This window comes from Citrobacter sp. LJND-P06 (assembly GCF_058188415.1).
In genome coordinates this window covers 1025733-1048855 of the sequence record NZ_CP187317.1, presented here as the reverse complement: position 1 = coordinate 1048855, position 23123 = coordinate 1025733, and the positions used below count along the sequence as shown (strand labels likewise).

25 protein-coding genes and 1 pseudogene are annotated in these 23123 nt (G+C 52.7%); 18 read left to right on the top strand and 8 right to left on the bottom strand.

Going from position 1 to position 23123, the window contains the following annotated elements; translation table 11 throughout:
• Window positions 1–57: 57 nt before the first annotated feature.
• From recX to pncC, 3 genes are all read right to left on the bottom strand, one after another.
• Entirely contained in the window at window positions 58–558 is a 501-nt protein-coding gene (gene recX, locus ACO7SM_RS05010; RefSeq protein ID WP_490469957.1) for a recombination regulator RecX, read from the bottom strand.
• Window positions 559–662: 104 nt separating this feature from the next.
• The gene (recA, locus tag ACO7SM_RS05005) at window positions 663–1724 is read right to left on the bottom strand and encodes a recombinase RecA (RefSeq protein ID WP_490469956.1); all 1062 of its coding nucleotides are present in this window, start codon (window positions 1722–1724) and stop codon (window positions 663–665) included.
• 80 nt (window positions 1725–1804) lie between these two features.
• Window positions 1805–2302: a nicotinamide-nucleotide amidase gene (pncC, locus tag ACO7SM_RS05000; RefSeq protein ID WP_490469955.1), complete on the bottom strand. Its 498-nt coding sequence runs from the start codon at window positions 2300–2302 to the stop codon at window positions 1805–1807.
• 196 nt (window positions 2303–2498) lie between these two features.
• Here pncC and ACO7SM_RS04995 point away from each other — a divergent pair, with 196 nt between their 5' ends.
• On the top strand, window positions 2499–2747 hold the full coding sequence (locus ACO7SM_RS04995; protein WP_490469954.1) for a hypothetical protein: 249 nt from the start codon (window positions 2499–2501) through the stop codon (window positions 2745–2747).
• A 45-nt stretch (window positions 2748–2792) separates the two neighbouring features.
• Here the strand turns inward: ACO7SM_RS04995 and mltB are convergent, their stop codons facing one another.
• The gene (gene mltB, locus ACO7SM_RS04990; RefSeq protein ID WP_490469953.1) at window positions 2793–3872 is read right to left on the bottom strand and encodes a lytic murein transglycosylase B; all 1080 of its coding nucleotides are present in this window, start codon (window positions 3870–3872) and stop codon (window positions 2793–2795) included.
• A gap of 266 nt (window positions 3873–4138) precedes the next feature.
• On the opposite strand from mltB, the gene srlA reads away from it, so the two are divergent.
• The 7 genes from srlA (at window position 4139) to gutQ (ending at window position 9085) form a co-directional block, all read left to right on the top strand.
• Complete coding sequence (gene srlA, locus ACO7SM_RS04985) at window positions 4139–4702, top strand: PTS glucitol/sorbitol transporter subunit IIC (protein ID WP_490469952.1); 564 nt, start codon at window positions 4139–4141, stop codon at window positions 4700–4702.
• Window positions 4699–5670, top strand: coding sequence for a PTS glucitol/sorbitol transporter subunit IIB (gene srlE / locus ACO7SM_RS04980; RefSeq protein WP_490469951.1), 972 nt, complete (start codon window positions 4699–4701; stop codon window positions 5668–5670). The genes srlA and srlE overlap by 4 nt, the downstream gene beginning before the upstream one ends.
• An 11-nt stretch (window positions 5671–5681) precedes the next feature.
• On the top strand, window positions 5682–6044 hold the full coding sequence (gene srlB, locus ACO7SM_RS04975) for a PTS glucitol/sorbitol transporter subunit IIA (protein WP_490469950.1): 363 nt from the start codon (window positions 5682–5684) through the stop codon (window positions 6042–6044).
• Between the two features lie 10 nt (window positions 6045–6054).
• Entirely contained in the window at window positions 6055–6834 is a 780-nt protein-coding gene (srlD, locus tag ACO7SM_RS04970) for a sorbitol-6-phosphate dehydrogenase (protein ID WP_490469949.1), read from the top strand.
• A gap of 91 nt (window positions 6835–6925) precedes the next feature.
• Complete coding sequence (gutM, locus tag ACO7SM_RS04965; RefSeq protein ID WP_490469948.1) at window positions 6926–7285, top strand: transcriptional regulator GutM; 360 nt, start codon at window positions 6926–6928, stop codon at window positions 7283–7285.
• 68 nt (window positions 7286–7353) lie between these two features.
• Entirely contained in the window at window positions 7354–8127 is a 774-nt protein-coding gene (gene srlR, locus ACO7SM_RS04960) for a glucitol operon DNA-binding transcriptional repressor SrlR (RefSeq protein ID WP_490469947.1), read from the top strand.
• The gene (gutQ, locus tag ACO7SM_RS04955; RefSeq protein ID WP_490469946.1) at window positions 8120–9085 is read left to right on the top strand and encodes an arabinose-5-phosphate isomerase GutQ; all 966 of its coding nucleotides are present in this window, start codon (window positions 8120–8122) and stop codon (window positions 9083–9085) included. The genes srlR and gutQ overlap by 8 nt, the downstream gene beginning before the upstream one ends.
• Here the strand turns inward: gutQ and norR are convergent.
• A complete protein-coding gene (gene norR, locus ACO7SM_RS04950; protein ID WP_490469945.1) occupies window positions 9082–10599 on the bottom strand; it encodes a nitric oxide reductase transcriptional regulator NorR in 1518 nt (505 codons plus the stop codon). The genes gutQ and norR overlap by 4 nt on opposite strands.
• Before the next feature lie 187 nt (window positions 10600–10786).
• On the opposite strand from norR, the gene norV reads away from it, so the two are divergent.
• From norV to ACO7SM_RS04930, 4 genes and pseudogenes are all read left to right on the top strand, one after another.
• On the top strand, window positions 10787–12235 hold the full coding sequence (gene norV, locus ACO7SM_RS04945) for an anaerobic nitric oxide reductase flavorubredoxin (RefSeq protein WP_490469944.1): 1449 nt from the start codon (window positions 10787–10789) through the stop codon (window positions 12233–12235).
• Complete coding sequence (norW, locus tag ACO7SM_RS04940) at window positions 12232–13365, top strand: NADH:flavorubredoxin reductase NorW (protein WP_490469943.1); 1134 nt, start codon at window positions 12232–12234, stop codon at window positions 13363–13365. The genes norV and norW overlap by 4 nt, the downstream gene beginning before the upstream one ends.
• Window positions 13366–13380: 15 nt before the next feature.
• Entirely contained in the window at window positions 13381–13512 is a 132-nt protein-coding gene (locus tag ACO7SM_RS04935) for a hypothetical protein (protein WP_490469942.1), read from the top strand.
• Window positions 13513–13578: 66 nt separating this feature from the next.
• Window positions 13579–13659 (top strand): annotated as a pseudogene (locus tag ACO7SM_RS04930) (hypothetical protein); the annotation flags it as partial.
• A gap of 125 nt (window positions 13660–13784) precedes the next feature.
• Here the strand turns inward: ACO7SM_RS04930 and hypF are convergent.
• The 3 genes from hypF to ACO7SM_RS04915 form a co-directional block, all read right to left on the bottom strand.
• Window positions 13785–16046, bottom strand: coding sequence for a carbamoyltransferase HypF (gene hypF / locus ACO7SM_RS04925; protein WP_490469941.1), 2262 nt, complete (start codon window positions 16044–16046; stop codon window positions 13785–13787).
• 148 nt (window positions 16047–16194) lie between these two features.
• Entirely contained in the window at window positions 16195–16740 is a 546-nt protein-coding gene (gene hydN, locus ACO7SM_RS04920) for an electron transport protein HydN (protein ID WP_192613214.1), read from the bottom strand.
• 145 nt (window positions 16741–16885) lie between these two features.
• On the bottom strand, window positions 16886–17899 hold the full coding sequence (locus ACO7SM_RS04915) for a LacI family DNA-binding transcriptional regulator (RefSeq protein ID WP_490469940.1): 1014 nt from the start codon (window positions 17897–17899) through the stop codon (window positions 16886–16888).
• A 298-nt stretch (window positions 17900–18197) separates the two neighbouring features.
• Here ACO7SM_RS04915 and ACO7SM_RS04910 point away from each other — a divergent pair, with 298 nt between their 5' ends.
• The 6 genes from ACO7SM_RS04910 to ascF all read left to right on the top strand — a co-directional run bounded on the left by ACO7SM_RS04910 (window position 18198) and on the right by ascF (window position 23110).
• Entirely contained in the window at window positions 18198–18677 is a 480-nt protein-coding gene (locus ACO7SM_RS04910; RefSeq protein ID WP_490469939.1) for an Hcp family type VI secretion system effector, read from the top strand.
• 25 nt (window positions 18678–18702) lie between these two features.
• Entirely contained in the window at window positions 18703–19590 is an 888-nt protein-coding gene (locus ACO7SM_RS04905) for a hypothetical protein (RefSeq protein WP_490469938.1), read from the top strand.
• Complete coding sequence (locus ACO7SM_RS04900; protein ID WP_490469937.1) at window positions 19590–20054, top strand: DUF1240 domain-containing protein; 465 nt, start codon at window positions 19590–19592, stop codon at window positions 20052–20054. Before ACO7SM_RS04905 ends, ACO7SM_RS04900 begins: the two co-directional genes overlap by 1 nt.
• A gap of 123 nt (window positions 20055–20177) precedes the next feature.
• Window positions 20178–20648, top strand: coding sequence for a hypothetical protein (locus ACO7SM_RS04895; protein WP_490469936.1), 471 nt, complete (start codon window positions 20178–20180; stop codon window positions 20646–20648).
• 155 nt (window positions 20649–20803) lie between these two features.
• On the top strand, window positions 20804–21256 hold the full coding sequence (locus ACO7SM_RS04890; RefSeq protein WP_490469935.1) for a DUF1240 domain-containing protein: 453 nt from the start codon (window positions 20804–20806) through the stop codon (window positions 21254–21256).
• Between the two features lie 399 nt (window positions 21257–21655).
• Entirely contained in the window at window positions 21656–23110 is a 1455-nt protein-coding gene (ascF, locus tag ACO7SM_RS04885) for a PTS cellobiose/arbutin/salicin transporter subunit IIBC (protein ID WP_490469934.1), read from the top strand.
• Window positions 23111–23123 lie beyond the last annotated feature (13 nt).

Sequence of the window (23123 nt, the reverse complement as noted above, 5' to 3'; positions counted from 1 at the left end):
GAAAAAAGTGGGAATAAGATAAGTTTTCTTTACGGGGAAGTAAAATCCCGTATGTGCTCAATCATCAAAATTTCGCCATATATCCTGAATATCTTCCATCAGGTAGCCACGATAGAGCAAAAAACGCTGAACCTTCACCTTTTCTGAAAAGTCTGTCGGCAGTGGATCGCCGTATTTTCGAAAGGCCTGGTCGCGCGCGTGCTCACACCAGTCAATCTCGCATTCGCGCATGGCCCTTTCTGTTGCTTCACGCGCAATACCCTTCTGATTCAGTTCCTGGCGTATCCGTACCGGGCCATAGCCTTTGCGGCTACGACTGGCGATAAAGCGTGCGACAAACCGATTGTCATCAAGATAATGGTGCTCATAGCACCAGGCGATAACCCGTTCATAGTCCTCGGCAGTTGCGTCTATCTCTTCCGGCCCATTTTTACCCATCACCGGCGCAGAGAGCTTACGGCGCAGCTCGTGTTCACTGTGGTCACGTACCGCCAGAATACGAACTGCACGGTCTAACAGACGGGAATAAGCGGGTCGGCGCGGTGTAGATTCGCTCATAACAACCTTCGAAATATAAAATGCAAAAAGGGCCGCATAAATGCAGCCCTCTGATTGTAAGCCGGATATAACGCCAGAGCGTCGCCATCAGGCACGGTTAACGATTAAAAATCTTCGTTGGTTTCCGCAACGTTTGCGCCATCATCAACGGAGAAATCTGGCGTTGAATTCTGGTTGTTCAGCAGCAGTTCGCGTACTTTCTTCTCGATTTCTTTCGCCGTCGCCGTATTCTCTTTCAGCCAGTTCGTCGCATTCGCTTTGCCCTGACCGATCTTCTCACCGTTATAGCTGTACCAGGCGCCAGCTTTCTCGATCAGCTTCTCTTTCACGCCCAGGTCAACCAGTTCGCCATAGAAGTTGATGCCTTCACCGTAGAGGATCTGGAACTCAGCCTGTTTAAACGGCGCCGCGATTTTGTTCTTCACGACTTTCACGCGCGTCTCACTACCGACCACGTTGTCGCCCTCTTTCACCGCGCCAATGCGGCGGATGTCCAGACGAACAGAAGCGTAGAATTTCAGCGCATTACCCCCGGTGGTGGTTTCCGGGTTACCGAACATCACGCCAATTTTCATACGGATCTGGTTGATGAAGATCAGCAGCGTATTGGACTGTTTCAGGTTACCTGCCAGCTTACGCATCGCCTGGCTCATCATACGTGCCGCAAGGCCCATGTGAGAGTCGCCGATTTCGCCTTCGATTTCCGCTTTCGGCGTCAGCGCCGCAACGGAGTCGACCACGATAACGTCAACCGCGCCCGAACGCGCCAGCGCGTCACAGATTTCCAGCGCCTGCTCACCGGTATCCGGCTGAGAACACAGCAGGTTGTCAATATCGACACCCAGCTTACGGGCATAAACCGGATCCAGTGCGTGTTCTGCATCGATAAACGCACAGGTTTTACCTTCACGCTGCGCGGCGGCAATAACCTGCAGCGTCAGGGTTGTCTTACCGGAAGATTCCGGGCCGTAAATTTCGACGATACGCCCCATCGGCAGACCGCCCGCACCCAGCGCGATATCCAGTGAAAGCGAACCGGTGGAGATAGTTTCCACATCCATGGAACGGTCTTCACCCAGGCGCATGATGGAGCCTTTACCGAATTGCTTTTCGATCTGGCCCAGTGCTGCCGCCAACGCTTTCTGTTTGTTTTCGTCGATAGCCATTATTACTCCTGTCATGCCGGATGAAACCGGATAATGAATTCTGTTCTGTTGACGCAATTATACTGTATAGTCATACAGTATCAAGTGTTTTGTAGAAATTGTTGCCAGAGGGTTTGCAGCGCGTAAGCCGTCGCCTGACGACGCACTGCCTCGCGGTCGCCGCTGAAACATTCGCGACGCGTAATCCCTTCGCCACTGGCGCTGGCAAAGGCAAACCAGACCGTACCAACGGGTTTTTCTTCGCTACCGCCGTCAGGCCCGGCAATTCCGCTTATCGAGACTGCGAAGTGCGCTCTGGCGGCTTTCAGCGCGCCAATCGCCATTTCCACCACCACGGGTTCACTGACTGCGCCATGCTGGGCCAGCGTCTCTTCGCGAACGCCGATCATCTGCGCTTTTGCTTCATTGCTGTAGGTGACAAATCCGCGTTCAAACCAGGCTGAGCTCCCGGCAATATCGGTAATGGCTTTCGCCACCCAGCCGCCGGTACAAGATTCCGCGGTCGTTACCGTGGCGCCGCGTGCTTTTAACGCCAGCCCCACTCGTTCACTTAACTGCATCAGTTCACTGTCAGTCATTCCGACCTCTGTCAGTTAAAAAAATATGCCGGACAAGATACCACTTCCCTCAATGAGATGGGGATGAAGTGACCATTTTACGAGCCGTATTCCGAAAAAACGCCGGCCGCTCACTTATACAGGGCAAGAGAGATAAACCCGTGCTTAAAAAGCATATAGTGTGGTTCACTTTTGCACGGATGAAGAGAGAGAGCGAATGGCCTTAGACAAAACGGAAATCCCCCTTCAGCAACAACTGAAACAACAGCAGCAACTGCGGCTATGGCTCATCATTGGCGGCGTATGTTCTTTATTGATGGGCGTGCTGAACATTATCTCGTCCGGATATGTTGAGCCTTATGATGGCGGACAAATGGTCTTAGGCCTGGGATGCCTTGGATACAGCCTGGCAATATCAAAGAAAATATCCCTGTTGCGTGCAGAGAGTCGGTCGGAAAAACAGTAAAAGCAGCAGCAGAGGGAAGCCCACGCTTCCCTCCGTAAACGCTGATTACTGCACGCGTGCCTGCGCGACGGCCAGGCCGAGCTGCCAGACCGCCATAGCATAATGGGTGCTGTGGTTATAGCGGGTAATGGCGTAGAAGTTCGGTAAACCGTACCAGTACTGGTAGCCGGTACCGATATCAAGACGCAACAAACTGGCCGTTTGATGATTACCCAGCGACTGCTGCGGCGTTAGCCCGGCAGCGGCAAGTTGGGAGATGCTGTACTGGGTTTTAAAGCCATTCGCAAGGCCTGGCGCCTGGCCGTTAGCCATTACCGCCACCGTATCGCCTTTCTCCCAGCCGTGTCCTTTAAAGTAGTTTGCAACGCTACCGATAGCATCGACCGGATCCCACAGGTTGGTATGACCGTCGCCGTTGAAGTCGACCGCGTACTCTTTGTAGGAGGACGGCATAAACTGTCCGTAACCCATCGCGCCCGCAAAGGAACCTTTCAGATCCAGCGGATCATCCTGTTCGTTACGCGCCATCAGTAAGAAGGTTTCCAACTCGCTGGAGAAGTACTCCGCCCGGCGTGGGTAGTTGAACGACAGCGTCGCCAGCGCATCCAGAATGCGCGTTTTACCCATCACACGCCCCCAGCGCGTTTCAACCCCGATAATCCCGACGATGATTTCCGGCGGTACGCCATAAACCTGCCATGCGCGATTTAACGCATCTTCGTACTGATTCCAGAACGCCACGCCATTTTGCACATTATCCGGGGTGATGAACTGCTTGCGATAGCGCAGCCATGCGCCGTTAGGCCCGGATGGCGCCTGAGCCGTCGGGGCCTGTCTGTCCATCAGACGCAGCACGTAATCCAGACGTTTGGCCTGTGACAGGATCTCCTGCAACTGTTGGCGGTCAAAGCCGTGCTTGCTCACCATTTTGTCGATGAACTGCTGCGCATTGGGGTTATTGGCGAAATCGCCGCCCATCTGCATGACGTTGTGTTGGGGCTCAAGCAGGAAGCCGCCGGACGGCGTCCCCGTTGTCGTTTGAGTCTCTGAAGGTTTCGGTTTGCTGCTACAGGCAGCCAACAACACACAAAGGGGAAGTAATGCTACATAACGACGCTTGAACATGAGCCATCCATTAAACAAATTCAGCCAGAGTGAAGTATGGTAAAGCATCCTCCGCCGCACAAGGAAGCGGTAGTCTCTCTTCCCCACAGAATTTCGCCCTCCCTTTTCATATCAATCGTCATATTTGCAATTTCCTGACTAATAACTTTCACATTAAAATATTTATCTTTCATTTTGAGATCAAAATAACACTTTAATACCTTTCGATCTGATTAAAATAAGTCACCGATTGGCAAGGTAACTAAAAATCCCTACAGGAGAGAATAATGATTGAAACCATCACACATGGTGCAGAGTGGTTTATCGGGCTATTCCAGAAAGGCGGTGAAGTGTTTACTAGCATGGTCACCGGCATTCTTCCGCTGCTGATTAGCCTGCTGGTCATCATGAATGCGCTGATCAACTTTATCGGCCAGCAACGTATTGAGCGCTTTGCCCAACGCTGTGCCGGAAACCCGCTGTCCCGTTATCTGATTTTGCCCTTCATTGGTACGTTTGTGTTTTGTAACCCAATGACCCTGAGCCTGGGGCGCTTTATGCCAGAAAAATACAAGCCCAGTTACTACGCGGCGGCGTCGTACAGTTGTCACTCCATGAATGGCCTGTTCCCACACATTAACCCTGGTGAGTTGTTCGTATACCTGGGGATTGCCAGCGGCCTGACGACGCTGGGACTTCCTCTCGGCCCGCTCGCCGTGAGCTATCTGTTAGTCGGCATGGTCACCAACTTCTTCCGTGGCTGGGTGACAGACCTGACGACCTCCATTTTTGAGAAAAAAATGGGAATCCAACTTGAGCAGAAAGTCCATCTTGCAGGAGCAACATCATGACGCGTGTTCGTATTGAAAGAGGTTCCGGGGGATGGGGTGGGCCGTTAGAACTTGACGTAATGTCCGGAAAGAAAATTGTCTACATCACGGCGGGAACACGCCCGGCGATTGTCGACAAACTGGCGCTGTTGACGGGCTGGCAAGCCGTTGATGGCTTCAAAGAGGGTGAGCCGCCGGAAGAGGAAATTGGCGTGGCTATCATCGACTGCGGCGGCACATTGCGCTGCGGGATCTATCCGAAGCGTCGCATTCCGACGGTGAACATTCACTCGACCGGGAAATCCGGCCCGCTGGCACAGTATATTGTCGAAGACATCTATGTCTCTGGCGTGAAAGAAGAAAACATTACCGTTATCGGAGAAGCGACCACCGCGCCAGCCCCTACAAATACCACGACCGGACGCGATTACGACACCCGGAAAAAGATTACAGAACAGAGTGACGGTCTGCTGGCGAAAGTCGGCATGGGGATGGGGTCGGCGGTTGCCGTGTTGTTCCAGTCTGGTCGCGACACCATCGATACGGTACTGAAAACGATTCTGCCATTTATGGCGTTCGTATCGGCGTTGATCGGCATCATCATGGCTTCGGGTCTTGGCGACTGGATCGCGCACGGTCTGGCGCCGCTGGCCAGTCATCCACTGGGACTGGTCACGCTGGCTCTGATTTGCTCCTTCCCGCTACTGTCGCCGTTCCTCGGCCCTGGCGCGGTTATCGCGCAGGTTATCGGGGTGCTTATCGGCGTACAGATTGGTCTGGGTAATATTCCACCGCATCTGGCGCTACCTGCCCTGTTTGCCATCAACGCCCAGGCGGCCTGTGACTTTATCCCGGTCGGTTTGTCACTGGCGGAAGCCCGTCAGGATACCGTCCGTGTCGGGGTGCCGTCCGTGCTGGTGAGCCGTTTCCTGACTGGCGCCCCTACCGTCCTTATCGCCTGGTTTGTTTCCGGCTTTATTTATCAATAAGAGGTTCAGAGATGACCGTGATTTATCAAACCACCATCACCCGTATCGGTCAGAGCGCACCGAATGCCCTCTGCGACCAGATGCTGATTACCTTCCGTGAAGGCGCGCCTGCGGATATCGAAGAGTATTGCTTCATCCATTGTCATGGCGAACTGAACGGAACGCTGCAAGCGGGAGCGAAGTTTGCGCTAGGGCAGCACGATTACCCGGTAACAGCTGTGGGTAGTGTGGCCGAGCAGAACTTACGTGAACTGGGGCATATCACCCTGCGCTTTGATGGGCTGAGTGAAGCGGAATTCCCCGGCACCGTTCACGTCGCGGGGCCTGTACCGGACGACATCGCACCGGGCTGTATTTTAAAGTTTGTCGCTTAAGGAGAGAAAAATGAATCAGGTTGCCGTTGTCATTGGTGGAGGACAAACCCTGGGGGCGTTCCTTTGCCGTGGGCTTGCAGCAGAGGGATACCGCGTCGCCGTTGTCGATATTCAGAGTGACAGAGCCGCCAATGTTGCCCAGGAGATTAATGCTGAATTGGGTGAAGGAATGGCCTACGGCTTTGGCTCAGACGCCACCAGCGAGCAGAGCGTTCTTGCGCTCTCTCGCGGCGTGGATGAGATTTTTGGTCGCGTAGATTTATTGGTTTACAGCGCAGGCATCGCCAAAGCGGCGTTTATCAGCGACTTCCAGTTGGGCGATTTTGACCGCTCGCTACAGGTGAATCTGGTCGGTTACTTCCTCTGTGCGCGCGAATTCTCCCGTTTGATGATTCGCGATGGCATTCAGGGACGCATTATCCAGATCAACTCCAAGTCCGGCAAAGTGGGCAGTAAACACAACTCCGGCTACAGTGCGGCGAAGTTTGGCGGCGTGGGGTTAACGCAGTCACTGGCACTGGATCTGGCGGAGTATGGCATTACGGTGCATTCACTCATGCTCGGCAACCTGCTGAAGTCCCCGATGTTCCAGTCGCTGCTGCCGCAGTACGCCACCAAACTGGGTATTGAGGCTAACGAAGTGGAGCAATATTACATTGATAAAGTTCCGCTTAAACGCGGCTGTGATTACCAGGATGTGCTGAACATGCTGTTATTCTATGCCAGCTCAAAAGCGTCGTATTGCACCGGACAGTCCATCAATGTGACGGGCGGCCAGGTGATGTTTTAATGAGTGCAGCCCGGTGAGGTTATGCTTACCGGGCTTACCCGTAGGCCGGATAAGGTGAAACCGCCATCCGGCAAAATAAAAGGAGCTCAATATGGTTTCCGCACTCATTACCGTCGCCGTGATTGTCTGGTGCGCACAACTGGCGCTGGGATACTGGCAAATATCGCGCTTTAACAGGGCGTTTGACAAACTCTGCCAGCAAGGTCGTGTCGGTATTGGCCGCTCAGGTGGTCGTTTTAAACCCCGTGTTATTGTCGCCATCGCACTGGATGAGGAGCTGCGGGTAACAGATACGTTGTTTATGAAAGGTCTTACCGTTCTCGCCAGACCCGTTAAAATCCCCGCGATTCAGGGGAAATATCTCAATGAATTACAGCCTGATGTGATCTTTCCCCATGATCCGCTATCGCAGAATGCACTATCATTGGCGCTTAGTCTGAAACATGGATAATTTCGTTGTGAATGCTAATAGCTTGCGAAATTATCATTTTGCACATTTAATTCAGGGTAATCACACCTATGAAACCTCGTCAGCGTCAGGCCGCCATTCTGGAGCATCTGCAAAAACAGGGTAAATGCTCCGTTGAGGAACTGGCCCAGCACTTTGACACCACAGGCACGACCATTCGCAAAGATCTTGTCATCCTTGAAAATGCCGGAACAGTCATTCGCACCTACGGCGGTGTGGTGTTAAATAAAGATGAGTCCGATCCGCCTATCGATCACAAAACCCTGATCAATACGCATAAAAAAGAACGCATTGCCGAAGCTGCCGTCCAGTTTATCCACGACGGTGACTCGATCATTCTGGACGCCGGAAGCACCGTTTTGCAGATGGTGCCGATGCTCACCCGCTTTAGCAATATCACCGTCATGACCAACAGCCTGCACATTGTTAACGCGCTGTCGGAGCTGGACAACGAGCAAACCATCCTGATGCCCGGCGGGACATTCCGTAAAAAATCGGCGTCATTTCACGGACAACTGGCTGAAAACGCCTTTGAGCAATTCAGTTTTGATAAACTCTTCATGGGCACCGACGGTATTGACCTTAACGCTGGGGTCACCACCTTTAATGAGGTCTATACCGTCAGCAAAGCGATGTGCAATGCCGCTCGCGAAGTGATCCTGATGGCCGACTCATCAAAGTTTGGCCGCAAGAGTCCGAATGTGGTGTGCAGCCTGGAAAGCGTCGATAAGCTGATTACCGACTCAGATATCGATCCTGCATTTCGTCAGGCGCTGGAAGAGAAAGGGATTATCGTTGTCATAACCGGAGAAACCAATGAGTGATGCACTACTGAACGCGGGTCGTCAGACATTAATGCTGGAGCTACAGGAAGCAAGCCGTCTGCCGGAACGTCTGGGCGATGATTTTGTCCGCGCCGCGAATACCATTATCCACTGCGAAGGCAAGGTGATTGTCTCTGGTATCGGCAAGTCCGGTCATATTGGCAAAAAAATTGCGGCAACCCTCGCCAGCACCGGCACTCCGGCTTTTTTCGTTCACCCGGCAGAAGCGCTACACGGCGATCTGGGAATGATCGAAAGCCGTGACGTCATGCTGTTTATCTCCTATTCCGGCGGCGCGAAAGAACTGGATCTCATCATTCCGCGCCTCGAAGACAAATCGGTCGCCCTGCTGGCAATGACCGGGAAACCCACCTCCCCGCTGGGTCTGGCGGCGAAAGCCGTGCTGGATATCTCCGTCGAACGTGAAGCCTGCCCGATGCATCTGGCGCCGACCTCCAGCACGGTAAATACCCTGATGATGGGCGATGCGCTGGCAATGGCCGTGATGCAGGCGCGCGGATTTAACGAGGAAGATTTCGCCCGCTCCCATCCGGCTGGCGCGCTGGGCGCACGTTTGCTAAATAACGTGCATCATCTGATGCGCCGTGACGATGCGGTGCCTCAGGTTCAGCTTGCCACCAGCGTAATGGACGCGATGCTGGAATTGAGCCGAACCGGACTGGGTCTGGTGTCGGTCTGTGACGATGAAGCCTATGTGAAGGGCGTATTTACCGACGGCGACCTGCGTCGCTGGTTAGTAGGCGGCGGCGCGCTCACCACGCCGGTCAGTGACGCGATGACCCACAATGGCGTCACGCTACAGGCACAAAGCCGCGCCATTGACGCCAAAGAGATCCTGATGAAGCGCAAAATTACCGCCGCCCCGGTGGTGGATGAAAACGGTAAACTCACCGGCGCCATTAACCTGCAGGATTTTTATCAGGCAGGCATTCTCTAATCTTTGAGCCCCAGACGCTTCGCCAGTCGGTGCAGGTTGGCGACGTCTGTTTCAAGCGCCCGTGCGCTGGCCGCCCAGTTATGATTATTTTGCGCCAGCGCCCGGCGGATAATCTCCCGCTGAAAATGCTCCGTCGCGTCACGCAGATTTTGATTGAGCGGCAATTCTGCCGGAGGTTCCTGCGGCGGTACAGCCGACGCGTCCTGTAACGCAAAATGCGTGGCTTCCAGTACCACTTCATCCCCAGCTTTCGTTGCCCTCGCCAGTACCACGCCACGATGGATCGCATGTTCCAGTTCGCGCACATTTCCTGGCCAGCCATAATTCAGCAGATGGTTGCGCGCGGCAGGACTCAGCACCACGCGCGAAAGTCCCAACCGCAACCGACACTGCTCGCAAAAATACCCCGCCAGCAACACCACATCCTCACCGCGCTCGCGCAGAGGCGGGACGGAAAGCGGAAAGACGCTCAGACGGTGAAACAGGTCGGCGCGAAAACGCCCGGCCAGAACTTCTTCGCGCAAATCACGGTTGGTCGCCGCCAGTACGCGCACATCAACGCGCAGACTGCGATCGTCGCCAACACGCTGAATATCGCCGTACTGCAACACGCGCAGCAGCTTGGCCTGTAGCGCTAATGACAGTTCGCCAATCTCGTCCAGGAACAGGGTGCCGTTATCGGCCATTTCGAACTTACCGCTGCGGTTGCTGATGGCTCCGGTAAACGCCCCTTTGACATGGCCAAACAGCTCACTTTCCGCCACGCTTTCCGGCAGCGCAGCGCAGTTGAGATAGACCAGTGGATTCACCGCTCGCGGCGAGCCTTCATGGAGGGCTTTTGCCACCAGCTCTTTACCGGTTCCCGTCTCGCCGCTGATCAGCACGTTAAGATCAGAGCCCGCCACAATCTCAATCTCTTTTTTTAACTGCATCATGCTGGGCGAAAGGCCAATCATCTGCGTCTCTTTTACCGGCTCAAACGCGGAGGATGAACCCGGCGACATGTTCTGGCTTTCCAGTTGTTCAATCAGCAGCGCGTTACTCAACGCCCCGGACGCCAGCGCGGCAATCAGACGCAGTTCTTCATCACTGAAAACATCAAACTGGTCTGGTGCCATGCCGTCGAGCGTCAGCGCGCCAATCAGATTCTGTCCGGCGAACAGCGGCAGGCCAATACAGGCGTGGACTTTCAGGCTCTCTTGCCCAGGAATCAATCCGTCATAGGGATCGGGTAAATCACTGTCGGCCGGGAAACGCACCACGTCCCCGGCGCGAGCGATAGCCTCCAGACGCGGATGCCCTTCCAGCGTAAATCGTCTGCCAAGCACATCGCGAGCCAGACCATCAATCGCCAGCGGGATAAACTGGCGAGCCTCGTAACGCAACAACGCGGAAGCATCACATTCCAGCACCTGCCGCAGCGTCGTGATCAGGCGCTGAAATCGGTCTTGGTGGCCGATATCACGTTGTAATTCAATGGCAATACTCGCCAGTACATCAACGGAAAAACGCATAACACCCTCATTGTCATTTTGACCATTCATATTGTCATAGTGACCATTCGACGAATAGTCATTTTGACTACCAACTTAGAGGTATATTTTTAAAAATCGTTTAAAATCAAAATATTAAAAAGTTGGCACACAACCTGCAATCAGGAAAACATCTTTTTGGGAAAACACTGAGTTCATTGAGGTTGCTATGTCTATTCTGGTTAAAAATAACATTCATTGGGTTGGCCAACGTGACTGGGAAGTGCGTGATTTTCACGGGACTGAATATAAAACGCTGCGCGGCAGCAGCTACAACAGCTATCTCATCCGTGAAGAAAAAAATGTACTGATCGACACCGTCGACCATAAATTCAGCCGCGAATTCGTGCAGAACCTGCGCAGTGAAATTGACCTCGCAGACATTGATTACATCATCATCAACCACGCCGAAGAAGACCACGCCGGCGCGCTGACCGAACTGATGATGCAGATCCCGGACACGCCAATCTACTGCACCGCGAATGCCATTGATTCTATCACCGGCCATCACCATCACCCGGAATGGAACTTCCATGTCGTGAAAACCGGCGACGCGCTGGATATCGGCAACGGCAAACAGCTTATCTTCGTCGAAACCCCGATGCTGCACTGGCCGGACAGCATGATGACCTATATGACCGGCGATGCGGTTCTGTTCAGTAACGACGCCTTTGGTCAGCACTACTGCGACGAACGTCTGTTCAATGACGAAGTGGATCAGACCGAACTGTTCGAGCAGTGCCAACGCTATTACGCCAACATCCTGACGCCGTTCAGCCGCCTGGTGACGCCGAAAATTACCGAAATCCTCGGTTTTAATCTGCCGGTCGATATGATTGCCACCTCCCACGGCGTGGTCTGGCGCGACAACCCAACGCAGATCGTTGAGATGTATTTGAAATGGGCGGCGGATTATCAGGAAGACCGCATCACCCTTTTCTACGACACCATGTCCAATAACACCCGCATGATGGCGGACGCCATCGCCCAGGGTATTAACGAAGTTGACCCGAACGTGGCGGTGAAAATCTTTAACGTCGCCCGCAGCGATAAAAATGAAATTCTGACCAACGTCTTTCGCTCAAAAGGGGTGCTGGTCGGCACCTCCACCATGAACAACGTGATGATGCCGAAAATCGCCGGTCTGGTCGAAGAGATGACCGGTCTGCGTTTTCGCAATAAACGCGCCAGCGCCTTTGGCTCTCATGGCTGGAGCGGCGGCGCGGTTGACCGTCTCTCGACCCGCTTGCAGGATGCCGGTTTTGAAATGTCGCTGAGCCTGAAAGCCAAATGGCGCCCGGACCTGGATGCGCTGGAACTGTGCCGTCAGCACGGGCGCGAAATTGCACGTCAGTGGGCGCTCGCTCCGCTGCCGGAAACCAGCGCCACGGCGACCGCCAAAGAAGATGCGTGCGCCTGTGCCGCCGCAGCGGCAGCCGACCTCGGCCCCAGCATGCAATGCAGCGTTTGCCAGTGGATTTACGATCCCGCCAAAGGCGAACCGTTACAGGATGTCGCCCCCGGCACACCGTGGAGTAACGTGCCGGACAACTTCCTCTGCCCGGAATGTTCATTGGGTAAAGAGGTCTTCGACGTACTGGCAACGGAGGCAAAATGAGCCACGGAATTGTCATTATTGGTTCGGGTTTCGCCGCCCGCCAGTTAGTCAAAAACATCCGTAAACAGGATGCTGATATCCCGTTGACCCTGATTGCGGCTGACAGCATCGAGGAATATAACAAGCCCGATCTTAGCCACGTTATCAGCCAGGCGCAGCGCGCTGACGACCTCACCCGCCAGTCGGCGGGGGAGTTTGCCGAACAGTTTACTTTACGCCTGTTCCCGCACACCTGGGTCACCGACATTGATGCCAATGCCCACGTGGTGAAAAGTCAGGACACGCAGTGGTCGTACGACAAGCTGGTGCTGGCGACTGGCGCGTCGGCCTTTGTCCCTCCTGTTGCCGGGCGTGAGTTAATACTCACACTGAACAGTCAGCAGGAGTACCGCGCGTGTGAAACGCAACTGCGCGACGCGCGCCGGGTATTGATTGTCGGCGGCGGTCTGATCGGCAGCGAGCTGGCGATGGATTTCTGTCGGGCGGGCAAAGCCGTGACGTTGATTGATAACGCCGCCAGCATTCTTTCTTCACTGATGCCGCCGGAAGTGAGCAGTCGCTTACAGCATCGTCTTACCGATATGGGCGTACATCTGTTGCTGAAATCACAGCTTCAGGGGCTGGAGCAAACGGCGTCCGGGATCCGTGCAACGCTCGATCGTCAACGCAGTGTCGAGGTCGATGCGGTGATCGCCGCCACCGGCCTGCGCCCGGAAACCGCGCTGGGGCGTCGTGCCGGTGTAACCCTCAATCGCGGCGTTTGCGTGGACAGCTATCTGCAAACCAGTCATCCGGACATTTACGCCCTCGGTGACTGTGCGGAAATCAACGGCCAGGTACTGCCGTTCCTGCAGCCGATTCAGCTCAGCGCGATGTATCTGGCGAAAAATCTGCTCGGCGGAAATGTCCCGCTGAAGTTGCCCGCGATGCTCGTGAAAATCAAAACGCCGGAATTGCCGTTACATCTGGCCGGGGAAACCCAACGTCAGGATCTGCACTGGCACATTGTGGCAGAAGCTGACGGAATGGTTGCCAGAGGGATGAACGACGAAGGCCAGTTGTGCGCCTTCGTGGTCAGTGAAAACAGAATGAAAGAGGCTTTCGCCCTGTTGAAAACGCTGCCAGCGTAAATGGCGTGGTGCCGGATGGCGGCGACGCCTTATCCGGCCTACGGCATGTGGCACTTTGTAGGCCGGAAAGGCCAGTTGTGCGCCTTCGTCGGCAGTGAAGACAGAATGAAAGAGGCTTTCGCTCTGTTGAAAACACTGCCCGCGTAAGTGACGTGGTGCCGGATGGCGGCGACGCCTTATCCGGCCTACGGCATGTAGCATTTTGTAGGCCGGAAAGGCCAGTTGTGCGCCTTCGTGGTCAGTGAAGACAGAATGAAAGAGGCTTTCGCCCTGTTGAAAACGCTGCCAGCGTAAATGGCGTGGTGCCGGATGGCGGCGACGCCTTATCCGGCCTACGGCATGTAGCACGTTGTAGGCCGGAAAGGCCAGTTGTGCGCCTTCGTGGTCAGTGAAGACCGCTTTGTAGGCCGGATAAGGCGCTACGCGTCGCCATCCGGCATATCACGCGGGTTCAACCAGCGCGCTGCGGCAATCACCCCCTGCCCCAGCGAAAGCCCACCATCGCCCGCCGGTAGCTGCTGCGGGAACAACAGCGTAAAATCAGCAAGATAAAAGGCCAGCCGCGATGACAGCAAGCGGTTATGCATCACCCCACCGCTGAAGACCAGCGTCGTAATCCCGCGTGATGCGGCCTGTTCACGCATCATAGCGGCAAACCCACGCGCCAGCGCGTCGTGGAACGCCCATGCGCGTTCAGCGGGCGTTGCCTGCCAGTTCAGCCACTGGTGCCAGAAGGTTGCCAGATCCAGTTGATTTTCGCTCAATGGCATGGTCACCGGATGTTCAACGCTCTGACACGGCGAAGCCAGTGCTTCCAGCGTACAGGCGGCTTCCCCTTCATAGCTGAGTGATTCTGGCGCACAGCCTAACGCGGCGGCAACGGCATCAAACAGACGCCCACATGACGAGGCCAGCGGCGCATTAATCCCACGCTCAATCGCCCGCGCCAGCACACTCCAGTTCTGTCGCTGCACGCCGTCAGTTTCCGGATATTGCTGCCAGTCGGGTAAAAAACGTAAACACTGCGCCAACAGGTTACGCCAGGGTTGCTTCGCTGCGAGATCGCCACCGGCAAGCGCCACGGCGGGCAGTCCACCAAGATGCTCACATTCACGGTAATTAACCCGTAAACACTCCCCGCCCCACAGCGCACCGTTTTCGCCCATCCCGATGCCGTCCAGCGTCAGGGCGATCACGTCACCGCCATTCAGCGGCCAGCCGTGTTCGGCCATACACGCCGCCGCGTGGGCATGATGGTGCAATACCCTGTCAGTCGGCAGATTCATCTCACTCGCCCACTGGCTGGAGACGTAGCCCGGATGCGCATCGCAAATAATGCGTTGCGGCGTAAAGTCATAAATGCTCTGGATCAGGCGCAGCGCATCACGCCACTGGTGTTGAATGCCATCATCGCTGAGATCGCCCAAATGCTGGCTCAGCACCGCCTGTTCCCCACGCACCAGGCAGAAGGTATTTTTGAGATCGGCGCCCAGGCAAAGCATCGGCGGCACATCGCGAAACCCCGGCGGCAACGCCAGCGCGTCTGGTACATAACCGCGTGAACGGCGCAGCATTTCACCGCTTTCACGCACCACGGAATCATCCATCCGCTGCACGATGTCGCGATTGTGCAACAGGAAACCGTCGGCAATCGCCTGCAAATCATCCAGCGCCTGGGCGTTGGTAATGGCGGGAGGTTTACCACTCAGATTGCCGGAGGTCATCACCAACGGCCCGTTCATTTCCTGCAACAGCAAATGCTGTAGCGGATTGGCGGGCAGCATCACGCCGACTTCCGCAAGTCCGGGCGCAATGCCGTCGCAGAGCGAATCAACGAACTGTTTATCCACCAGCACAATCGGGGCGGCGGGCGTGGTCAACAGACGACGTGCCGCGTCCGGCAGACCTTTTTCTGTCGGCAGCATCACCGCCAGCGGTTTTGCCGGGCGGTGTTTACGCGCCCGCAGCAGGGCGACCGCATCGGCGTTGCGCGCATCACAGGCCAGGTGAAAACCCCCAATCCCTTTGATGGCGACAATGCCCCCGGCGTTCAGCATCGCCACCGCAGCCTGCAATGCCTCTTCTTTTTCTGCCTGTACATCGGCAGAACGCCACGCAAGATGCGGCCCACACGCCGGACATGCGACCGGCTGCGCGTGGAAGCGACGGTCATACGGGTCGCGGTACTCCGTATCGCATTGCGGACAGAGCGGAAATGACGCCATGACGGTAAACGGGCGGTCGTACGGCATGGCGCGAATAATAGTGAAACGAGGGCCGCAGTGGGTGCAGTTGATAAACGGGTAACGGTAGCGCCGCTCGCCAGGGGTACGCATTTCAGTCAGACAGGCAGGACACGTGGCCGCATCAGGAACGATCTGCGTGTTCATCGTTCCCCCCGCGCTTTGGCGAATGGTGAAGTCAGCAGGCCGTTGCGACCAGGCAAAAGGCTCGCTCTCAACGCTGTCGATACGCGCCAGCGGCGGGCAATGCTGATGCAGTTCAGCAATAAACGTGGTGGGATCTTCCAGCAGGCGAACGACGACGCCATCACCGTCATTACAGACATCGCCGTGCAGTTGCAGTTGCTGCGCCAGTTGCCAGACAAAGGGGCGAAACCCGACGCCCTGCACTTTACCGCGAATACGCAGCTGTACGCCGGAGTGATTGTTTAGTGTCATTAAGTCGTTTCCGCAGTCATCTATCCCGGTTTGCCTGATGGCGCTTCGCTTATCAGGCCTACGGGGATGCGAACAGTAGGCCGGATAAGATGCGTAAGCATCGCCATCCGGCATAAGTACTACCGTATTTTACGCGGATTTTCAGATATCAGAAGAGCAGCGATGCTGTAGAATCCAGCGCCGCACGGCGACGTTTTTCTGCGCTCAGTTGCTCAAGCTTGTTGCGATCCACACAGATCAACGCGTGAGTCGGACACACTTCCATACAGGCCGGGCCCGCATCGCGGTGATGGCACAGGTCACATTTATTGGCTTCTGCTTTTTCTGCACGCACGTTCAGGCCCGCTCCGCTGTTGCGGATTACCGGACGGACAACCACTTCCATTGCGCCGTACGGGCACGCCACCACGCAGGTTTTACAGCCAATGCAGCGTTCCTGCATGACATGGACAAACCCTTTGTCACGGCTGATCGCACCGTTCGGGCAGACATTCGCACACGGTGCGTCTTCGCACTGACGGCACAGCGTCGCCGTGGAGACGTTCACCCCTTTGATAACATGGATGCGCGGTAAAAAGGTTTCAGGGGTCAGCGACGCGCAGTCCTGGTCTTCCTGATGGGATACCACACAGGCCACTTCACAAGTACGGCAACCAATGCATTTCGTAGCGTCAGCAATGATGAAACGGTTCATCAAATTCTCCAGCAATGACAGATTATGTGCCGAAGTATTCATAATTCGTGCCAGTTTTTAATGTGCTGTTATTAAACGAATTTTTATTTATGCTGTGTGATTTTGAGGTGTCATCGTCACTAGTGACGATGACAATTGACAACCCTTAGCCCGGATGTGACAGCGCTAGCGAGTCGCGGCGGATAAGCTCGCCGGTAAAGGGTTTGGGTGGCGTAAATGCCCCGCCGTCCAGCATAAAGATAAGTCGCCCAATCGTCTCCTGAATCATCTCGGTGACCGGAATTTTGACGCTGGAAAGCGCCGGAATGGTATACGGCGCCATCGCAATATCGTCGAATCCAATCACCGACACCTGCGCAGGCACGCTCATTCCCTGCTCGTGGAGTTGTTTGATGGCGCCAATCGCCATGTCGTCATTACTGGCGACCAGCGCCGTGAAATTGACGTTACGGGAGAGCAACGTGTTAACACCTTCCGCACCGCTGGCGGGCGTCCATTTTCCGTTCACAATCAGGTCATGGTTTAAGGCGATGCCATGATGCGCCAGCGCATCTTTATACCCAGAAAGACGTTCCACGCCGGTCGGGGAATCCATTGAGCCGGTAATAAACGCGATCTGCTGGTGACCGGAGGCAATCAACTGCGTGACGGCGTTAAAGCTGGTCTGTTTTTGATCGCACCAGACGCTATGGCTGCTGTTTTTGCGCAACTGACGGTTAAGCACCATAATCGGCTGAGAATGGCTGTCGATGATGTCGTCTATCTCATCCACGCTGAGAAAACGCGGGTAGATCATCACCGCGTCGCAGCGCAAATCGAGCAGATACTGGATCGCCTGACGCTCTTCCTCAGCGCTGTGCTTACCATCGGCAAGGAGCAACTGACGGCCTTTGTCTTCCGCCATCCGCGCCGTATGAAACAGCAACTCGCTAAAATAGACGCCGTGATACAGGGTGTTCGTCACCACCAGACCGAGGGTCTGGGTGCTCTTAGCCGCCAGACTACGCGCCAGCAAATTAGGGCGATACCCGCTCTCTTCGATAGCCTCAAACACGCGGTCTTTGGTTTCCTGGCTGACGTAGCCGTTACCAGAAAGCACCCGGGAAACCGTCGCCTTCGACACACCGGCGCGCTTCGCCACCTCCAGCATCGTCGTCATATTACTCATTCCTTACGTTTTGATGGCGGGAAGTTTACTTCAGCGCAACCGAATTTGCAGCGTTTAGTCCACGGCCCTCACCTCTTCACTATCACCGTTATCAGGATATATTGGATTCCTTTGCGTTAATTACCTAAACCATTAATATCTGTTTTTATCTATTAGTGCGCAAAATTAACCATTGCACACGTTTCTTATTTATTTGTATTTCCGAACGGAGAATACTGCAAAAGTTTTATATTTTCTTTTGATGCCAACTTATATACATAAACACAATAAATAAATCAGGAACATTCATATGGCTGGATTAATTTACCTCGCACTCGAGGGTGAACAACAAGGGCTGATATCCTCTGGATGCCTGAGTCAGGCATCTGTCGGTAATAAAGCGCAAATTGCGCATTGCGATCAAATATTTATTTTCACCCTGGCACATACCCTTTCGCGCGAACAAAATGTGAATCACCACAACATCTCTATTATTAAGCCGATTGATAAATCGTCCCCACTGCTAGCGAAAGCCATTTCAGAGAATGAATCCCTCAGTTGCACTTTTGATTTTTATCGAACGGACAGAACCGGCTGTAATGAACGTTACTACCAGATAAAACTGACCGATGCGCGCATTGCTGAAATTGATCTTCACGTTCCTCACAATATTCACCACGACGGAGAGGAGGTTCAGGAGAGAATCTCTTTTACCTATCAATCCATTAGCTGGGAGCACTGCGTAGCAGGCACCAGCACCTACAGTCTGTGGGAAGAGCGAATTTTCTGACAACGTATCATCAGGAGAAACAAGGATGAGATATGGACAAGGACGCAGAGGGGATTCATGGGCTGATTCAATGGGCGATATTCTGCGCGGTCAGCAGCCCATCAACCAACTGGTGCCCAACCACCCTTATATTGACACGCTTCCCCATATGGAGGAGCTGTTAGCCAAAAACACTCACTACATTATGTTATTTACGCTACAGGAAGCCAGAGGCATCCTGAGCGATCTCACCGGTAAAGCCGACGATTTTTTCTCGTACAAGCTGGGCGGCGGCAATATCAAAGATATCTGGGATGGGGCGCATACGGCCAGGGATTTCACAACATACCTTAATGAAGCCAATCAACTGGCGTTCAATTTTAAAGGTTTAGGCATCGCCGCGACAACCTGTAAATACAATGGCGTGTCCTACATTAAAATCACCGGCTACCCCAGTCTGAGACGTATTCTTAATGGAACCCGTTATAAAGCAAAAAACCTGCAGTTACTGGAACTCGGAATCGGCTGGCGGGGTGTGGCTTATAACATTATCAGAGGCGTAAAATTCTGTGTTTATTTTTCTCTCGCTTTTCGAGCTATAGAGTTGATCTTCAAAAAAGAGTGCAGCCTCGTCGATTTCTTCGGTGACATGATTATGGATACAGCGAAGGCGCTGGTTTCAACGGTTGTTGCTATTGCCGTTGGCGGGGCAATTGCGCTGGTTTGTCCATGGATTATTCTTACTACCTTCATTGTAATTGCACTGGGCATTAGTTTGAATTACGGATTAAACCAACTCGATACCAAGTATGGCTTGTCTGCTGAGCTGAAAAAACATCTACTTGATGCTCTGGCAGAAGAGCAAAAAATTAGATTATGGAATAACTCTCACTTAGGCCATGAGATGCCTTTGTTTTTTAACTTACATAATTGATGGAATATATGAAAAAAAGTAACCCTACCACTTTTGACAGAATAAAAATACGAATGGCCTGTATATTCATCATTAGCACTCTCAGTATTTTTGTATTTTTCACCCTCAATCTGCCCTGGCGATATCTGCTTCTCTTCTTTACCAGTAGTAATTATTTCTGGTTCAATGGGAAGGTCATCGCACTGGCCTGCACATCGCCAATGTTTATCTATGTCATTTTATATGCTTTCCTTGCATTGTTTTCAAAAAATAATGAACCACCTAAGAGATTCCAAAAATATGCGACGATAATTGCAATCCTATTTTTCTCTCTTTTCATTTTATTAAACATTTTGTCTCTTGTTATTTATTTGTACATTGCCATGTTTACAGCTTATGAACCTTGCCAGGATCCAACATTAAAAAATTACTACGTGACTGATAATAACATTTGTCAGCGCTTTGAAAAACAGATTCTCTATTAGCTTGTGGAGTTCACACTGTTCAAAGTCCATTTAGTTAACTATAGGAGATATCATGACTATCGTTCCATTAAAAAAACATAGCAATAATCGACACCAAGGCTTTCACACTTTCTTATAACCTGAATGATTGATAAAAATATGAAAAGATACTGCATTACTTTATTGAAACAAATAGGTCTGCGCCTTGCCATTATGGCAGTTGCTGCGTTTATGGGCGCACTCATCGTGCTAGCGGTAAACCTACCATTTCACGATATGGTATTCATTACTAAAAATCATGATTATTTTTGGTTCGATGGCAGACGCATTGCATGTTTATCCGCAGTGCCATTATTAGCATATTGCATTGTTATGTCCTTTTTTGCAATTTTCTCTAAAACACATCGTTCCCCAAAAAAACTAGATATTTTTGGTGACATATTTGCTATAAGTTGCATTGCACTTTTTATGCTACTTAATATAGCCACTCTGTTTTTTTATTTATACATTATGTTATTTTCCTCCTTTATCCCCTGTAAAATGCCTGGATTAAAAAACTATTATGTTATTAATGTCAATGTTTGCCCTGAGATTGATACACGCGGTTTTTATTAGCCTTATTTTTGAAATAAACACCCCCTACATCTTTGCCCATCATACCAACTGAAGGTGCTTCTGTGACATGCTCGAGATAATCAAACCTAATCTAAATCACAAAAACTTAATGCAGGACATGCCTTTATTTTACTATCTTCATAACTGAGAAAAATATGAAAGCCATCCCGACCACTTTTGACAGAATAAAAATACGAATGGCCTGTATATTCACCATTAGTATTCTCAGTATTTTTGTATTTTTCACCCTCAATCTGCCCTGGCGATATCTGCTTCTCTTCTTTACCAGTAGTAATTATTTCTGGTTCAATGGGAAGGTCATCGCACTGGCCTGCACATCGCCAATGTTTATCTATGTCATTTTATATGCTTTCCTTTCATTGTTTTCAAAAAATAATGAACCACCCAAGAGATTCCAAAGATATGCGACGATAATTGCAATCCTATTTTTCTCTCTTTTCATTTTATTAAACATTTTGTCTCTTGTTATTTATTTGTACATTGCCATGTTTACAGCTTATGAACCTTGCCAGGATCCAACATTAAAAAATTACTACGTGACTGATAATAACATTTGTCAGAGTTTTGAAAAACAGATTTTCTATTAGTCTGTAGTTTACTTATATATTACTCTATTTACCCTTATAAACCTTCCAAAGAAATAGCGTTTGGACATTACTTTGCGACTAAACTTGATATTTTCCACAGGATCAATGCTTATGGTTTTTCTGAATAATATCACGAGATAAATTATACCACCTGCGCTTATCTCACCAGGCCAACAAAAATTTCACGCTATTTTTGGCGTGGGAGTCAGTTTCTCAACATAAAAACAAGATCTATCTCACAAAACATAAAGCAGACATGCTTTCTACTTGCCTCACAAGCAAAATCTATTCATGATTTTGTGGAACCGGTTTCCTATTGTGTGTTTCATCACCGCCAGACTCCAGGCAATGAAGCATGGCGATATAACGTACCTTACTGATAAAACAGGGTAAAATCCGATGTCCAAGAATTATGCGGCACTGGCGGGCTCCATCGTGTCGGCTTTGGGTGGTGTCGACAACATTACTGCCGTCACACACTGCATGACGCGTTTGCGTTTCGTCGTCAAAGAAGACGCGCGTGTCGATAGCGCAACCTTAAAAGCGCTCAGCGGCGTACTCGGTGTGGTTCGCAACGACAACCAATGTCAGGTGATCATCGGCAACACCGTTTCACAGGCTTATCGTGAAGTCGTGAATCTGCTGCCTGGAGAGATGCAGCCCGCAGCGCCTGTTGGTAAACCGAAGCTGACGCTCAAGCGCATTGGCGCAGGGATCCTGGACGCCCTGATCGGCACCATGTCCCCGCTGATCCCGGCGATTATCGGTGGATCGATGCTGAAACTGCTGGCGATGATCCTGGAAATGACCGGTGTGCTGGTGAAAGGCTCTTCGACGCTGACCATTCTGACCGTGATCGGCGACGGCGCGTTCTTCTTCCTGCCACTGATGGTCGCGGCGTCAGCCGCCATTAAATTCAAGACCAATATGTCGCTGGCGATTGCCATCGCGGGCGTGCTGGTGCATCCGAGCTTTATCGATCTGATGGCGAAAGCGGCCCAGGGTGAGCACGTGGAGTTCGCCCTGATCCCGGTGACCGCAGTGAAATATACCTACACGGTGATCCCGGCGTTGGTGATGACCTGGTGTCTGTCGTACATCGAACGCTGGGTCGATCGTATTACGCCAGCGGTGACCAAAAACTTCCTGAAACCGATGCTGATCGTGCTGATCGCCGCCCCGCTCGCCATCGTGCTGATTGGCCCGATTGGAATCTGGATCGGTAGCGCCATTTCTGCGCTGGTCTACACCATCCACGGCTATCTCGGCTGGCTTTCCGTCGCCATTATGGGCGCACTGTGGCCGCTGCTGGTGATGACCGGGATGCATCGCGTCTTTACGCCAACCATCATCCAGACCATCGCCGAAACGGGCAAAGAAGGCATGGTCATGCCGTCAGAAATTGGCGCCAACCTGTCGCTCGGCGGTTCATCGTTAGCCGTCGCCTGGAAAACCAAAAACCCGGAACTGCGTCAGACGGCGCTGGCCGCCGCCGCTTCCGCGATTATGGCCGGGATTTCTGAACCGGCGCTCTACGGGGTGGCGGTACGTCTGAAACGCCCGCTGATTGCGAGTCTCATCAGCGGCTTTATCTGCGGCGCGGTCGCCGGAATGGCAGGTCTTGCCAGCCACTCAATGGCCGCACCGGGTCTGTTTACCAGCGTTCAGTTCTTCGACCCCGCCAATCCGATGACCATCGTGTGGGTGTTTGGGGTGATGGCGTTAGCGGTAGTGCTCTCCTTTGTGCTGACGTTACTCCTTGGTTTTGAAGATATTCCTGTCGAAGATGCGGCTGAACAGGCCAGAAAAAACCAGGCCGCACAACCGAATACTGCGAAAGGCGCCAGCGTCTGACTGGCATTAATTG